18 protein-coding genes are annotated in these 13,396 nt (G+C 53.7%); 14 read left to right on the top strand and 4 right to left on the bottom strand.

Annotation, left to right across the window (positions count from 1 at the left end; all coding sequences use genetic code 11):
- Positions 1-50 precede the first annotated feature (50 nt).
- The 6 genes from NMK_RS12260 (at position 51) to NMK_RS12235 (ending at position 3,180) form a co-directional block, all read left to right on the top strand.
- Positions 51-494: a lytic transglycosylase domain-containing protein gene (locus tag NMK_RS12260; protein ID WP_109016057.1), complete on the top strand. Its 444-nt coding sequence runs from the start codon at positions 51-53 to the stop codon at positions 492-494.
- A gap of 202 nt (positions 495-696) precedes the next feature.
- On the top strand, positions 697-978 hold the full coding sequence (locus NMK_RS12255) for an HU family DNA-binding protein (RefSeq protein ID WP_109016056.1): 282 nt from the start codon (positions 697-699) through the stop codon (positions 976-978).
- A gap of 150 nt (positions 979-1,128) precedes the next feature.
- Entirely contained in the window at positions 1,129-1,848 is a 720-nt protein-coding gene (locus NMK_RS12250) for a TorF family putative porin (RefSeq protein ID WP_181376271.1), read from the top strand.
- A gap of 63 nt (positions 1,849-1,911) precedes the next feature.
- Positions 1,912-2,319, top strand: a complete 408-nt coding sequence (locus NMK_RS12245) for a L5-gp82 domain-containing phage-derived protein (protein WP_109016054.1) — start codon at positions 1,912-1,914, stop codon at positions 2,317-2,319.
- A gap of 20 nt (positions 2,320-2,339) precedes the next feature.
- On the top strand, positions 2,340-2,624 hold the full coding sequence (locus tag NMK_RS12240) for a hypothetical protein (RefSeq protein ID WP_109016053.1): 285 nt from the start codon (positions 2,340-2,342) through the stop codon (positions 2,622-2,624).
- On the top strand, positions 2,599-3,180 hold the full coding sequence (locus tag NMK_RS12235) for an HD domain-containing protein (RefSeq protein ID WP_109016052.1): 582 nt from the start codon (positions 2,599-2,601) through the stop codon (positions 3,178-3,180). The genes NMK_RS12240 and NMK_RS12235 overlap by 26 nt, the downstream gene beginning before the upstream one ends.
- Here the strand turns inward: NMK_RS12235 and NMK_RS12230 are convergent.
- On the bottom strand, positions 3,177-3,566 hold the full coding sequence (locus NMK_RS12230) for a PilZ domain-containing protein (protein ID WP_109016051.1): 390 nt from the start codon (positions 3,564-3,566) through the stop codon (positions 3,177-3,179). The genes NMK_RS12235 and NMK_RS12230 overlap by 4 nt on opposite strands.
- A gap of 317 nt (positions 3,567-3,883) precedes the next feature.
- Between NMK_RS12230 and NMK_RS12225 the strand changes: the two genes are divergently transcribed.
- Both NMK_RS12225 and NMK_RS12220 read left to right on the top strand, forming a co-directional pair.
- Positions 3,884-5,023 carry a sensor histidine kinase gene (locus NMK_RS12225; protein ID WP_109016050.1) on the top strand — a complete coding sequence of 380 codons (1,140 nt, stop codon included), beginning with the start codon at positions 3,884-3,886 and terminating at the stop codon, positions 5,021-5,023.
- A gap of 22 nt (positions 5,024-5,045) precedes the next feature.
- The gene (locus NMK_RS12220; RefSeq protein WP_109016049.1) at positions 5,046-5,678 is read left to right on the top strand and encodes a response regulator; all 633 of its coding nucleotides are present in this window, start codon (positions 5,046-5,048) and stop codon (positions 5,676-5,678) included.
- A 290-nt stretch (positions 5,679-5,968) separates the two neighbouring features.
- Here NMK_RS12220 and NMK_RS12210 read toward each other — a convergent pair whose 3' ends face one another.
- The gene (locus NMK_RS12210; protein WP_109016047.1) at positions 5,969-6,172 is read right to left on the bottom strand and encodes a hypothetical protein; all 204 of its coding nucleotides are present in this window, start codon (positions 6,170-6,172) and stop codon (positions 5,969-5,971) included.
- Positions 6,173-6,340: 168 nt separating this feature from the next.
- Between NMK_RS12210 and ruvB the strand changes: the two genes are divergently transcribed.
- The 6 genes from ruvB (at position 6,341) to NMK_RS12180 (ending at position 11,281) form a co-directional block, all read left to right on the top strand.
- The gene (gene ruvB / locus NMK_RS12205) at positions 6,341-7,357 is read left to right on the top strand and encodes a Holliday junction branch migration DNA helicase RuvB (protein WP_109016046.1); all 1,017 of its coding nucleotides are present in this window, start codon (positions 6,341-6,343) and stop codon (positions 7,355-7,357) included.
- A gap of 8 nt (positions 7,358-7,365) precedes the next feature.
- Entirely contained in the window at positions 7,366-7,620 is a 255-nt protein-coding gene (locus tag NMK_RS12200; RefSeq protein WP_109016045.1) for a hypothetical protein, read from the top strand.
- Positions 7,610-8,101 carry a hypothetical protein gene (locus NMK_RS12195; protein ID WP_109016044.1) on the top strand — a complete coding sequence of 164 codons (492 nt, stop codon included), beginning with the start codon at positions 7,610-7,612 and terminating at the stop codon, positions 8,099-8,101. The genes NMK_RS12200 and NMK_RS12195 overlap by 11 nt, the downstream gene beginning before the upstream one ends.
- 63 nt (positions 8,102-8,164) lie before the next feature.
- On the top strand, positions 8,165-10,333 hold the full coding sequence (recD2, locus tag NMK_RS12190) for an SF1B family DNA helicase RecD2 (protein WP_109016043.1): 2,169 nt from the start codon (positions 8,165-8,167) through the stop codon (positions 10,331-10,333).
- Positions 10,334-10,342: 9 nt separating this feature from the next.
- On the top strand, positions 10,343-10,840 hold the full coding sequence (locus tag NMK_RS12185; protein ID WP_109016042.1) for a hypothetical protein: 498 nt from the start codon (positions 10,343-10,345) through the stop codon (positions 10,838-10,840).
- A 57-nt stretch (positions 10,841-10,897) separates the two neighbouring features.
- The gene (locus tag NMK_RS12180; protein ID WP_109016041.1) at positions 10,898-11,281 is read left to right on the top strand and encodes a hypothetical protein; all 384 of its coding nucleotides are present in this window, start codon (positions 10,898-10,900) and stop codon (positions 11,279-11,281) included.
- 71 nt (positions 11,282-11,352) lie between these two features.
- Here the strand turns inward: NMK_RS12180 and NMK_RS12175 are convergent, their stop codons facing one another.
- Together NMK_RS12175 and NMK_RS12170 are read right to left on the bottom strand one after the other, a co-directional pair.
- Positions 11,353-12,246: a hypothetical protein gene (locus tag NMK_RS12175; RefSeq protein ID WP_109016040.1), complete on the bottom strand. Its 894-nt coding sequence runs from the start codon at positions 12,244-12,246 to the stop codon at positions 11,353-11,355.
- Positions 12,247-12,376: 130 nt separating this feature from the next.
- The gene (locus NMK_RS12170; protein ID WP_109016039.1) at positions 12,377-13,351 is read right to left on the bottom strand and encodes a hypothetical protein; all 975 of its coding nucleotides are present in this window, start codon (positions 13,349-13,351) and stop codon (positions 12,377-12,379) included.
- Positions 13,352-13,396: the final 45 nt, after the last annotated feature.

Here is a 13,396-nt window from a genome sequence, read left to right as displayed (position 1 = left end):
CCCCTCAACCGATAGACCCGGCCATCCAGGTCACGGCGCAGCGGAATCGAATGGCAAGATTTATTGCCGTTCGGTGGGGGCTTGGGTTGGGGTACGCTAAAACCGTTGTGGGAGCCGCCTTCCATGCAGCAGAAAAGTATCACCTAGAGCCGACAACACTCCTCGCAATTGCAGCCAGGGAATCCTCTTTCAGGCACCGCCAGGATGCGGACCCCAACAACACCTATGGCATCATGCAGGTCATCGGACGATACCACCGGGATAAGTTCAGCGGAGGCGTGGTTCACCCGACAACCGTGACGGAAAACATCGAAATCGGCGCCAAGGTGGTCCGGGAATACCTGACGCTAGAAGGCGGTAACGAGCCTCGCGCCATCATGCGATACAACGGTTCCGAGAATAAAGAGGACTATCAGCGCTCCGTGACGAGGCTTAAGAAGTTATTCAATCGCGTTGCAGCCAATCCCGCCTACGACATCAAAGAAGATGCTTGAATAAGCGGGATGTTAACAGCCCGCGATTTAGCTATAGGCGACCAGACTTGACCGAAAGTTAACACCAAAAAGAAGTCGAAAGACGAAAACATCGCTTTAAACTTGCAGTTTTGTGCATATTACGCTATACTAAAAATCACCAATCGATGAAGCACCCATCATTCCGTGGTGCGATTTTCAACCCTCTTGGAGACTATAGTAAATGGCTGATACTTTCAACATGAAAGACCTTTCGAATGCAGTTGCGGCTGAATTCGGTCTGACCCGTCAAGATGGCGCCAATCTGACGCGCTTTATTTTCGACAAGGTGACCGCTGAGCTCGCCCAGGGCAAGCAAGTTCGCCTGCATAAGTTTGGTACGTTGGAAGCGCGCAATCGTGCAGCGGGCGTTGCCCGTAACCCCATCACCAACGAACGCATTGTCGTACCGGCCCGCCGTGTTCTGAAGCTGACCGTATCCCCGGCAGTGAAGGCGATGCTGTAACGAAGCTTGTTGCGTAAAAGCGACATCCCCGACCGCTGGAGGCTCTAAAAGGCCTCCAGCTTGTCTCCGGCCGGAGGTGATTTGCTTATACGCCCATAAGAGGCCTTGTCTGGCCTTGTTCAAAAATCTAAATCAAAAATGGAGTATCGAATGAAGTTTTCTAAGTTTGCATTGGCCGCTATGGCTGTAATGAGTATGGCTGGTGTTGCCCATGCTGACGTTGTGCCTGGTGTGAAGCTGACCGGTGATGTGCATGCTGCGACTGACTACAATTTCCGAGGTATGTCCCTGTCTGGCAATAATCCGACTCTCGGTTTCAATGTGACCGCCACCCATGAGACCGGCCTGTTTGCGTCCCTGGACGAAAATACCGTCAACGTCAGCGGCATCAATGGTGTTCACCAATATCTGTCTAACATCACCGTCGGCTATAACACCGAAGTCGGCCCTGGCATCAAGCTGGGCGGCGGCGTCACCCGTTATCAATTCAATGGCCCGAACAGTGCTGCTGATATGACTTTCAATGAAGTCTATGCTCACGCGGGCTGGAACGGCATCGAAGGCGCTGTCTATCGCAACATCGGTGGTGCCAAGAACAGCCCGGCTGCATTCGCGCATGGCGACACCTATGCAAGCCTGGGTTACACCTACAACATCGACAAGTTCAGCCTCGGCGGCGACGTTGGTTACTACTGGTATGACAACGATGCCGCTCATAACGGCGTGTCCCTGGCGCAACTGCGTGCCGGCTACAAGGTGAACGACAACTTCTCCGTAGGCGTGGCCTATCAGGTTGACGGTCACGATGCCGCCGACAAGGCGCAGGACCGCAACCACGAAGCACGTGTCAACGTTGGTTACAGCTTCTAACCTGGCTGTCGTTGCTTGAATAAAAGGGCTCGGAAACTTCGAGCCCTTTCTCATGGAGTCTCCATGACGTATCTGGTCGCTGATGTGCAATCCCTGGTGGGGCAGGAGGTGGAAATCTACCGCAACTTGCACAAACCCCATGGAACATTCTCTGTTCGAGTTGCCGCGGGTCCCAATCGCGGCCGCGTGCTTGCGCATGTGCAGCACATCGAGCTCAAGGACGTGACCTTCAAGGTCTCAGCCGCGGGGCGAGAAAAGGTGCGGGCTACCCGCCGTAAGCTGGTGCATGCCGTAGTGCGCGGGGAGGTGACGGCTGTCGAGATGGCGGGTGATATCCCGCTCGCAGATTGGCTGCCAGTCCGGTACAACCCCTATGAGACCGACACGTTCATTCGTCAGGATACCCAGACACCTATTGCTCAGGCCGCAAAGGCCATAGGGGTCAGTGGTCGTGTCATGGTCGCGAAGTAGCACTAGAAAGGTTGAGTCTCATGTCTAAGGTCATCCCAATTATCAAGGCTGAAACGCTCATTCCCGTGGGGCAGTACTGTTACAAGCAGGGCACTGTGCGGGGATGGGAAGTCGGCGCAGATGGTGTTGAACGGCAGACAGGCCTTTGTCCGTTCTGGTCCCTGAAATCGGATGCCCCTGGCCAATGTAACGGCTGGTGTTCGTATCTCAAGACCGGGGATATGGAAGAGGATGGCACGACGCTGCTCTTTGACCAGTGCAAGGAGTGCGGCGTGAAGGATGACGAGTTTGGAGTCTACTATTAAAGTTTTCCCTCCCGAGGCGCTGCGTACGCACGCCTCCAGTAAAGTGCAGTTGGCCGTCCAGGACGCAGCCGAGTTGTATGCCAGCCAGTATCGTCGATACACCGAACTTCCCTATGTAACGCATCCCTACGGCGTCGCTATGCGACTGCTGAACATTGGGGCGGATGAGCCCACGCTTATTGCGGCGCTCTTTCATAGCGCGCTCGATATGAATGCCGGGATGTCCGCCTCGATGTTGCGCCGACAGTATGGCGAAGAGGTACTGTCCCTCGTGCTCCCCCTAACCGAGGGGCCGGCACTGGCCGGTGTGCCTCGGGCAGAAAGAAAGCGCCTCTATCGCGAGCGCTTGATAGCGGCCGAACCCAGGGTGCATGACATAAAGCTGGCGGATATCATCGATAGCCTGGATGGCATTGTGCATGCTGACCTCAGGCTCGCCAAAGTCTACCTACCTGACCATGAAGCGCTCGTTAAAGGCTTGGTAAAAGGGCATCCAGCGCTGCAACAGGAAGCTCGGCACACCTTTACCCGAGAACGCTCCCGCTTAAAACGTTAGATGTGTGCATGCGTCCGTACGAACTCCTCGTGCAGACGCAGGTAAGTCAGTATTTTGGATACGACGTCCAGGCTACTGCTTGCGGGGGAGTTGAGCTGTAACCCAAGGCGAAATCCTTCTGGCCCGGATTCAACCGTACGAACCTCCATCCGCTCCTCAAGCTGCAAGTCCCCATATTTGAGGGCAATCTCCTGGCAAGTCCCGACGGATAAGTGTTTCACTTCCTGACTGTGCGCCAATACCCCAAAACCTCCTTCACTCACATCTACAACGCGAGCAACAACCTTTCCGCCGGGCATGCGTAGGAATGCCTCCAGTCGATGAGGCACATGATATCGAGGGAATCCTCGGCGCTCATGCGCAGGGTTGTAATGGGGTTTGTTCATGCGAATTACATATCTAAAAAAATGACTGGATATTAGATGTATAGGGGCTCGCAGCCCGATTCGCTAACTTCTAGTTGCCAAAATTTTTTTGGTTGGAGTAGACTTGCTGCCCTCTTGTTACAAATTAGAAACAATTAAAAATAGGAATTATGGCTGTGGTTGCGAACGAATTTAAAGCTGGGCGTCAGGCAGTTTTTGCATTTGAAGATATCTCTATCCTGAATCTTTCGTCTCTGTTAGTATGGCCGCGAACTAATTATGGACGGTGTTCGGATTAAGGCATGTGATAGCTTAGCCAAGTCCTAGGAAGAGATTCGATGGAAGTCGCAGTAACCACATCAACGATGGCTCAAAGCCGGAATCAGGGGCGTGCTACCGTAAATCCGGAAATCCCAAACGGCGTGATGCGCTACCTCTGGTCTATCCCCATGCCGGCATGGCTGATGGACCGAAGCGGCACGGTCCTTCTGCGAAACAGGCAATACAGCAAGCTTCAGCAATGCCCTTCCACCTGTGATGCCCAAAAATGTTCTGAGCTCGGGAACTCCTGTGCCAAATCCTTGAATCCTGACCTGGCGTTGCAAATGCGCGCCAGCCACCGAAAGGTTGTGGCCAGCCAGGAGCCGGACGTTGTTGAAATCGACGACAAGAACGGCAATATCTGGTGCTTGATGTTGTTTCCTGTCCAGGGGGATGAGCTGCAGGTCGGCGGGATTGCCGCCAATATTAGTCTTGAAGATAGGCAGCAAACCGAAAACTGCCAGACCCAGCTACGAAAGCTTGCAACGGAATTCCAGTTTATTCGGGAAGAAGAGCGTGCGGAGGTGGCGAGAAATATTCATGACCACCTGGGCCAGGAAATCACGGTGCTGAAGTTGGCCATACATCGATTGCAAAGCGAAGTGTCTGCCTCTTCAGTCAACATCCCGTCTAATATTACCTCGCAGGTGAGCAGCCTGATGAAGCAGGTGGATGCGGTCATGGTATCAGCCAAACGCATTGCTTATGAGTTGAAGCCCGATGTGTTGCGGACGCAAGGGTTGGCAGCAGCATCGAGCAATCTTGTCATTGAATTTTGTAAACGTATTGGAATCCGCGGAAACATTGAAGTGTGTGGTGAATGGACGGACCCTGAGCCGGACATGGCGCTGCAGCTTTATAGAAGTTTGCAGGAGTTATTGACCAATTTGGCCAAGCACTCCAAGGCAAGTAGTTTCTTTGTTCGCCTTCAACTACTCAATAATGACTATAAGTTGGAGGTGACGGATAACGGTGTCGGGTTTCCGGCATCTGTAGTTGCGCAAGTCAATCAGGGGGGCGTCGGGAAGAGCCTTGGCTTACGTGGATTTTTTGAGCGTGCCGCGATGTATGGCGGGGCAGTGAAGTTGCTGACCAGGCCAGACATCAAAGGTAGTTCAATTTCATTGGTTCTCCCAGTACAACGGGTGATTTCATAGCGTTATATAAGTGGAAAATGGTATGTCGAACATAATAATTATTGATGACCATCCAATGCTTCGTAATGGGATTGGTCAGTTGTTTCAAGCGCAGGGCTGGAGTGTAGTTGCGGAGGCGGGAACTGCTGCCGAAGGTGAAAAGCTGTTATATACCAAGACATGGGATTTAGCCGTTCTTGATATTCATCTTCCTGATAGAAATGGCCTGGAAATGCTTACAGATATTCGCGGAATGGGTATCTCAGGCCCGGTTTTGGTCCATAGCATGTTACCTGACTCAACTGTTGGACCTAGGGTTTTCAAGGCAGGCGGGAATGGCCTCGTCAATAAGGGTTGTTCGCCGGATGAGCTGGTCAGTGCGGCCAAACGCGTCATGGCGGGCGGGCGCTATGTCAGCGCAGAGTTCGCTGACGTGCTGGCAGGCACCTTGGTATCGAATGCGCCAGCACACCCGCATGAGTCCTTGTCTGACCGTGAATATCAGGTGATGTGCCACATCGCAAACGGTAAGACGCCAAAACAGATTGCAGAAAATATTGGCTGTAATGTAAACACTATCTCTACTTACAGAAGTCGGATTTTGCAGAAACTTAAGCTTAAGACAAGCATGGACATCATGCGGTATGCGCTGACGAACAGGCTGGTTCTTATTTAATCATCTTTTGACAACCACCGGAACGGCGGCCTGATTGGGACGACGTTTTCGGTTTCCGGCGGGTATTGTTGAGAGGTTAGTGAGAGCAAGTCTCCGCTTCTCGTCATCGGTCTATCCAGGGCCATCTCCGCTACAAGCTCCAGGCAGGTGAGGCAAATATGCCCCATCCTGCCGAGCTTGACGAGCCTATCCACCTCACTCTCGCGGGCATCACAAACGCCACACTTGTGATTTGAAGTAGACATCTTCGAAAGTCACCTGGATTGACGCAGGGCAATCAGCCAGGCGGGCTAAGGATGAACATCCGACAGCACGCTGCAAGGCGTTTCTATGGTGCCTGCAAATTCCGCAAGTTCAAAGCTCGACACGCCGACTTTGCAAACAAAGACGGAATCATCCACCACATACACCTTGAGTGTGGATGGCATTTTAGACAGAGCAGACTTAAGGCGGCGAATCGCCTTTCCTTCATCATTGGTAAATTCGTTGGACATAGCAGTCGTGATTCGGCTGTTTGTGCGGGGACACTTAGCATACTCATTTGTTCATAAATTGTCAAGTAATACAAGATTATAATTGACGAAAATACCATTCTTGGTTATACTTAAAACAATCAAAAATTGAATGGAAAATCGTTTCCAGCGAGTCTGGTGGCGGAGTCTATGGAATCTCAAGAGTCTATTACATCAAAAGTTCTGGAATCTACGGAATTGTCCGGAGAGTCGGGTGTTGAGCGCGCGCTTCGCCCGCAGACGCTGTCTGAATATGAGGGGCAACCTCGGGTTCGTGAGCAGCTTGAGATTTTCCTGACGGCAGCGAAGCGGCGCGGAGAGGCGCTTGACCATGTGTTGTTGTATGGGCCGCCGGGCTTAGGCAAGACGACGCTGGCCCAGATTATTGCCGCCGAGATGGGCGCGGCAATCCGTGTAACCTCCGGCCCGATTATTGAGAAGCCCGGTGACCTTGCCGCCATTCTGACCCAGCTCCAGCCCAATGACGTTCTGTTCATTGACGAGATTCACCGGCTCTCGCCATTGGTTGAGGAAATCCTCTATCCCGCCATGGAGGATTACATGCTCGACATTCTGGTTGGAGAAGGCTCCGCCGCTAAGTCGGTGCAGGTTCCCCTTCCCCCATTTACGCTGGTGGGCGCTACGACGCGCGCCGGGGCCTTGACGGCCCCTTTACGCGACCGGTTCGGTATTACCTGCCGCCTCGAATACTACGCAGCTGATGACTTGCAGAAGATTGTGTCTCGCACTGCCATGCTGCTGAATACCATGATTACTGATAACGGCGCCTATGAGATTGCTCGCCGTTCCCGCGGGACGCCCCGAATTGCGAATCGTCTTCTGCGCCGGGTTCGAGATTATGCGGAAGCGCGCGAGGACTTGCCTGCAGGCATTCATAAGGAAACAGCATGTCGTGCCCTCTCAATGCTGGGCGTGGACGGGGCCGGCCTCGATGATGCGGACATTCGGCTCCTGCGTGCCATGGAGGATTTCTACAAGGGTGGTCCAGTAGGCATCGAAACCTTGGCGGCCGCTCTCTCTGAGGATGTGGCCACGCTCGAGGACGCCATGGAGCCTTTCCTGTTGCAACAAGGTTTTATCCAGCGCACACCACGCGGTCGACAGTTGACCGACTTGGGCCGTGCACATCTCAAAACTCCTCACTAGAGACTGCTATGACTGAATCTACGCTGCCCCAACCGCCCCGTCGTATCTGGGCTTATGACGTGTTTTACGCGGTGCGCTGGCTGACCGTCTTGTTCACTGTTAGAACCATCCTGATGCATCAACCCGAAGTCTTTCGCGCGCTCAATGTGACGCCGGAAACCGGGGAGCACGGGCTTCATGTCGTGATTTTCATGGCCGTCGTGAGCATCCTGTTTGTGGCCTCCTTTTTCGAAAGGGCGTTGGATAAGCGACATGGCCGTTAGCCTGGGCGCTGGGCTTGCGCTCCTGCTCGGCCTATCGGCAAGTCCTAGCCACGCACTGGAGCTAAACCCACAGCTGTCCGAGGCAACGGTCAACAAGGTTGCTGCAGGCAGCTTCCCGCGCACTGTTAAAGGTGTCGACCTAAGCCATCCCGTCATCGAGCTTATGCCCGGACGGGTGCTGGTGTGCATGGATGCCCAGCCGCAGTTTGTGGACCTGACTGGACACTTCTGCGCAGAAGCCACACCACGCTGGTCTCCAGAAACGGCGTCATTGATGGCAGATGGCTTCCAGCTATTCAGTTTGGATGTCGCCGGATTGAAGCCGGCTTATGCAGAACGCCTCAAGGGTTTACTCAATAATTATGTCCTCCCAAGGATGAAGCCGGTCAAGCTGTATGAGTCCCAGAATTGGCTGGGCCGGAAAGTTAAGTCTGTTGAACCGATGTCTCACGCTGTTAACATTCGTTTTCAAGTTTGGTAATTACTTGACAACAAACGATATTTGTGGTTATATGTTAACATCCAAAAAGTAAAGTGAGGCATCATGGAGGAACTCTCCGGCCTGGTGGAGCGCGTCACGTTCCATAATGAGGAAAGTGGATTCTGCGTATTGCAGGTGAAAGCTCCGTTACATAAGGGGCTTGTTCCGGTTACGGGCCATGCGCCTATCGTAAAGCCAGGTGAGTATCTCACCGCTGCGGGGCAATGGTTCAACGACAAATCCTACGGTCGCCAATTCAAGGCAGAAACGGTCCGCCTGACGCCGCCCTCGAGCGTCGAGGGCATCGAACGCTACCTTGGTAGCGGCATGGTCAAGGGAATTGGTCCGGCTTACGCCAAGCGCATGGTGGATGTGTTTGGTGAGCGGGTGTTGGAAGTCATCGAGCATTCACCGGCAGAACTGCTTAAGGTGCGTGGAATCGGTGAAGGCCGTATGCGCATCATTGCTGAGAGTTGGGCCTCGCAAAAGGTCATCAAGGACATTATGCTGTTCTTGCACACCAACGGAGTCTCGACCTCGCGCGCTACGCGTATCTATAAGACCTATGGCGACGACGCTGTGACCAAGGTCCGCACCAATCCATATGGTCTTGCCCATGATGTTCGCGGCATTGGCTTCCTTTCCGCTGACCAGATTGCCCAAAATCTCGGATGGGGGATGGATTCGCGTGAGCGCATCGACGCCGGCATTGGCCATGCCTTATGGGAAGCCACTAATGATGGCCACTGCGGGCTACAACGCAAAAAACTCGTAGAAGCGGCCTGTGAGCTGCTGGGTGTCAGTGAAGACCTCGTGAGTGCGGGTGTCGACCGTGAACTGGCTGAGGGGAGATTGGTGCCGGAAGAGGATGACCGTGGCCGCACCGTCCTGTATCACCCGGCGATGTATGCGACCGAAACTGGTATTGCCCAGAATATTGCTAGGCTGGTGAAGGCGCCACGCCGGATGCGCGCGTTTGATTCCCGCGCCTTGTATGAGCGCATCAAGGGAAGTTTAGGGATGAAGCTCTCTGAAGACCAGGAGCTTGCGCTGTTGTCCGCTGGATATGCAAAATTCATGGTGATTACCGGCGGGCCGGGCTGTGGTAAAACCAGCCTGGAAAACGCTATCCTCAAAATGTATGCCGAGGCAGGAGCCAAGATGCTGCTCTGCGCCCCGACCGGCCGGGCAGCCAAGCGCATGTCGGAGACGACGGGACGGGTTGCCAGCACCATACACCGCCTGCTGGGCTTCAAGCCAGGTGGTGGCGCTACCTACAACGAGACCAATCGCCTTGATTGCGACCTCTTGGTGGTCGATGAGTGCTCCATGGTGGATGTCCACCTCATGCATGGCCTCCTGAAGGCAGTGCCGGACGGCGCCAGCGTGCTCCTTGTGGGCGATGAAGACCAGTTGCCATCGGTCGGGCCTGGGAACGTGTTGGGCGATATTATGGCCTCTGGCGCGATTCGTGTTTGCCGGTTGACTAAAATTTTCCGCCAAGCGGCCGGTAGCCACATCATTACGGGCGCCCATGCTATAAATCGCGGGGGTGAGCCTGAATTCTCAACCAAAGACCGACCCGGTGACTTCTATTTCGTCGAGCGCGACGAGCCGGAGCAGGTTGTGGCGCAGGTGTTGGACCTGGTGAGCACTCGGCTCCCTGCGCGGCTGGGGATTGATGCCAAACGCGATATTCAGGTGATTAGCCCGATGAACAAGGGGGTGACGGGTGTGCGGCACCTCAATGAACGGCTGCAGGCCATCCTGAATCCCGGAGACAAGCCCTTCGTTGAGCGATTCGACACGAAATACAAAGTGGGCGACAAAGTGATGCAAACCGAGAACGATGTGGCCAAGGACGTCTTCAACGGCGACGTCGGCTATATCGAGAGCATCGTCGAGGACGAAATCACTATCGACTTCGGCGGTCGGAGCGTGGTCTACGACGTGAGCGACCTCGACCAGGTGCAGCTCGCCTACGCCGCGACCGTACACAAGCTCCAGGGGAGCCAGGCGCCGGCCATTGTCATGGCATTTACGACCCAGCATTACGCATTGTTGGAGCGAAAGCTGCTGTATACCGGCGTGACGCGCGGGCAGAAGATGGTGGTGCTGGTCGGACAGAAGAAGGCACTCAAGATGGCGGTCGAGAATGTGAATTCGGTGCGCCGGCAAACACGGTTGAAAGCAGCCATACAGGCGCAATTCGACGTGTCTGAAGATATTTAAGGATTGAGCATGATTGGGTATTTAGATACGGGGTTTGGGTTGGAGCTGGTGGATATTCTGGCGTACGACCGGAATAAGTATGTGACGGTGCGGCAGAATGGTGAGGTCAGCTTGGTAAAGCGCGGCTATCTCTTCCGTGACGCACTGGGCCAGGTGCGGTTTCCTGCCATATTCTGGTATCAATTGCCGCGGGCAGAGGGATTGCCTCGTCCGTCGCGATTGCAGGCCTCGCAAGAGCTTAAGGCGTTACGCCGTCACTCAAAAACCCGCTACATGCTCCACACTAATGGCGCGCCTAAGTGTTCCGATACGCTAGTAAAAGCACTCCGGATGTTTTCAGATGTAGCGGGTGATTGTTTCTTGACCCGTTTTAAGGATAAGGGGCGCTCTTCGATGAGCGGCGCCATCCTGACCCGTGAGAATGGTGAGTTGTTCATCATCACGCATGGCCGGGGCTACCATGAGGTCAAACAGGCCCACCTGCGTAAGTTTGGCATCGCGGCCTAAACCGCGCAAATTGCCTATACCTCTTTACGACAACCTGTCGGCTAAAGAGGAAATATTATGGCAAACAAAACGATTACCCCGGCCTTCCTGAAGATTCTTCGTGAGGAGGTGAATGAGGCCTTGAAAGGTGTTGCTGAAAAGCACGGCATTCAAATTTCTGCAGGTCACGCCTCCTACACGGAGACGACCTTCACGTTGAAGCTCGAGGGCCTTGTGGAAGGCGGACTGTCGCGTGAAGCGCAGATTTATGAGGCGAGCCATGGGCTCTACGGTTTGCCTCCGTTGAATACTGAGCTCACGCTGGGTAAGGATGTCTTTGTCATCAAGGGGATGAAAGCCCGCGGGACAAAATGCATTCTGCTCGAGAAAAAGGCTGACGGGAAAGAATTCGTCGGCACCATCGACCAGGTCTTGAAGGCTCTGCCCAAGAAGGACAGTTAACAATCTCAGAGCGCCGACTGGCGCTCTTTTGTTTATCGTAAAAACACCCCGGCAAGCCGAGGTGTTGAGCGTTACATATCGAGTATTGATTCTTCGTTTTCTTCGTCAGCAGCCTTTTCAGCATAGGCGGCAAACTCTGAAAACAAACCCTTTCCCCGGATAAAACCAATCAGATGAATAATCTGGGTGGCGTCATTCCAGCCTTGGTCGCTGCAAACTGCATTCCACTGCCGTTCGCTGGCCACTTCAGACGCCTCTGAGGCCTTCTCGCGAGTCCCCATCCAGTCAGCAGTCGACACCAATTGCTTGGCTGCCTGGTCCTTGTCATCAAAGGCGAGGTAGGGTCCTTCGTAGCCCTCGTCTTCAGCATTGCTTTTGGCGATGCTGTAATGCAGGCCTTCATCGTAGGACTCCTTGGTGACCGCGGGCGAACAGGTATACAACTCAGGTTCTCCGTTGGAATTGGAGCACAGCACCGCCACCTTGGGATATATCAGGTTGGCAGATACGCGCGTCGCCCAGCTCGGACATGAATTGGACTCTTCGCAGGTGTAGTCTTGCGGATTGACCAGGCACCCTTCGTTGGCATTGACGAGACTGTCTTGGAAGTCCTGTCGCTGAATCTCGGTAGCTGGATGCCAAACTTGGGTCCATTCATCGCCGCCCAGGATATCGAGATGCTCAACGCATTCGGTTTCATGGTCATAGACAAACCGAACTATTCTTTGCCCCAGTTTTTCGAAGAAGTGATTCCAGTTTTCCGAGATAAGGAAACGAGGCATTTCGATGATGGTGAAGTCTGGCGATGCCTTGCCGTCTACAAATTCATCGGTGCTTAGCTCCGCCAAGGCCTTGGCCTTTGCCGCTTCCACATTTTCTGCCGTCACGATAGCCGTACCCAGGGGGAATGGCGCGCTACCGGCGAGACTCGGGAATTGTGCCGTGATACTGATTTTGAATCGCATGTTTTTCCTTCCGTAATTATTGGCGCCGGGAACCGGCGAATGATGTGCCCTATGGCTTTTGAGTATAGGAAGGTGCGATTGACGCAAAAAACACACCTCGAATGAGGTGTGTGGAGATGCCAGTATTTGCCTAAGGAGTGTTCAACCAGGCGAGTGCGTCGGCCATGGATTGGCCCACTGGGTCCGATTTGGAGAAACACAGCATGGGCTCCATCAACCCAGCCATCAATCCTACCTGGATGGCCTGGTGGATATGCCGATTGCCATCACCGCCCTCGACTTCAGCCATGTACAGCGCTGGCTGTCCGTTGACTAGGTTAGAAAGCACGATAACCTTCACAGGTCCGATAACCGAGGACACTGGTTCTTCTTCGGCCCAGGAGGGAAGGTCATTTTTGATATTGACCACCCAGGGAGGCAGCTCGTTACTGATGATGAAGTCCCAGGGGTCACAACACTCAGTCGCGCCAGGAATCGATTTGAAATAACTTTCGACTTCAGGAACCAGTTCATCGAGTAATGAAACCCAACCGGCCGTCTTCGTTTCAATTTGCGCATACTCAACTTTATTATGCAGCCGGTCATACACAAATCGAAGGTCAGCATACCTATGCATCCCCTTAAATTTGTAGCTGCACGAATCCACCCAGAGGAAGCGCTGTGGAACCCAATCCGGTAAGGTGAAGCATTGCTCCGCGGAATACCGGGCTGGATTGACGATAATGGTATGCAGGCTTTCCTGCCCATTAGCGAGTTCATCCAGAAGCTTTTTCTGCACATCCTTGCCCACCGACAGCCATGGTCCATTTGACTCCGATAAAAATGGACCCCGGTTCTGCTGGAGATGGTGAAGCGTACCGTCGTCCAGGTTGTAGATAAAGCGGTAAGTGACGTAATCCAGCACATAGCGTTGGACGCTTAGCAAAGAGGGGAGCAGTTCTGCTGTCCCTTGCAAATGTTCATCCGCCTGGAGCGAGCCGTCGTCACATTGCATTAACGCATCCCCGATGGCGATTTCCTCTGAATCTGCAATGACGGTGGCACTGCCCACGTACACTGGTGGCCGGTTCGAGGCGACAATCTCGACTTTCACTTTGTAACGCATGATTTTTCCTCTCAAGATTAGATGATGCCTATTGGCATACCTGTA

The sequence above is a fragment of the Novimethylophilus kurashikiensis genome, assembly GCF_003112435.1.
Classification (GTDB): Bacteria; Pseudomonadota; Gammaproteobacteria; order Burkholderiales; family Methylophilaceae; genus Novimethylophilus; species Novimethylophilus kurashikiensis.
The sequence above is the reverse complement of the archived record's forward strand: the minus strand, read 5'-3'. Positions and strand labels throughout refer to the sequence as shown.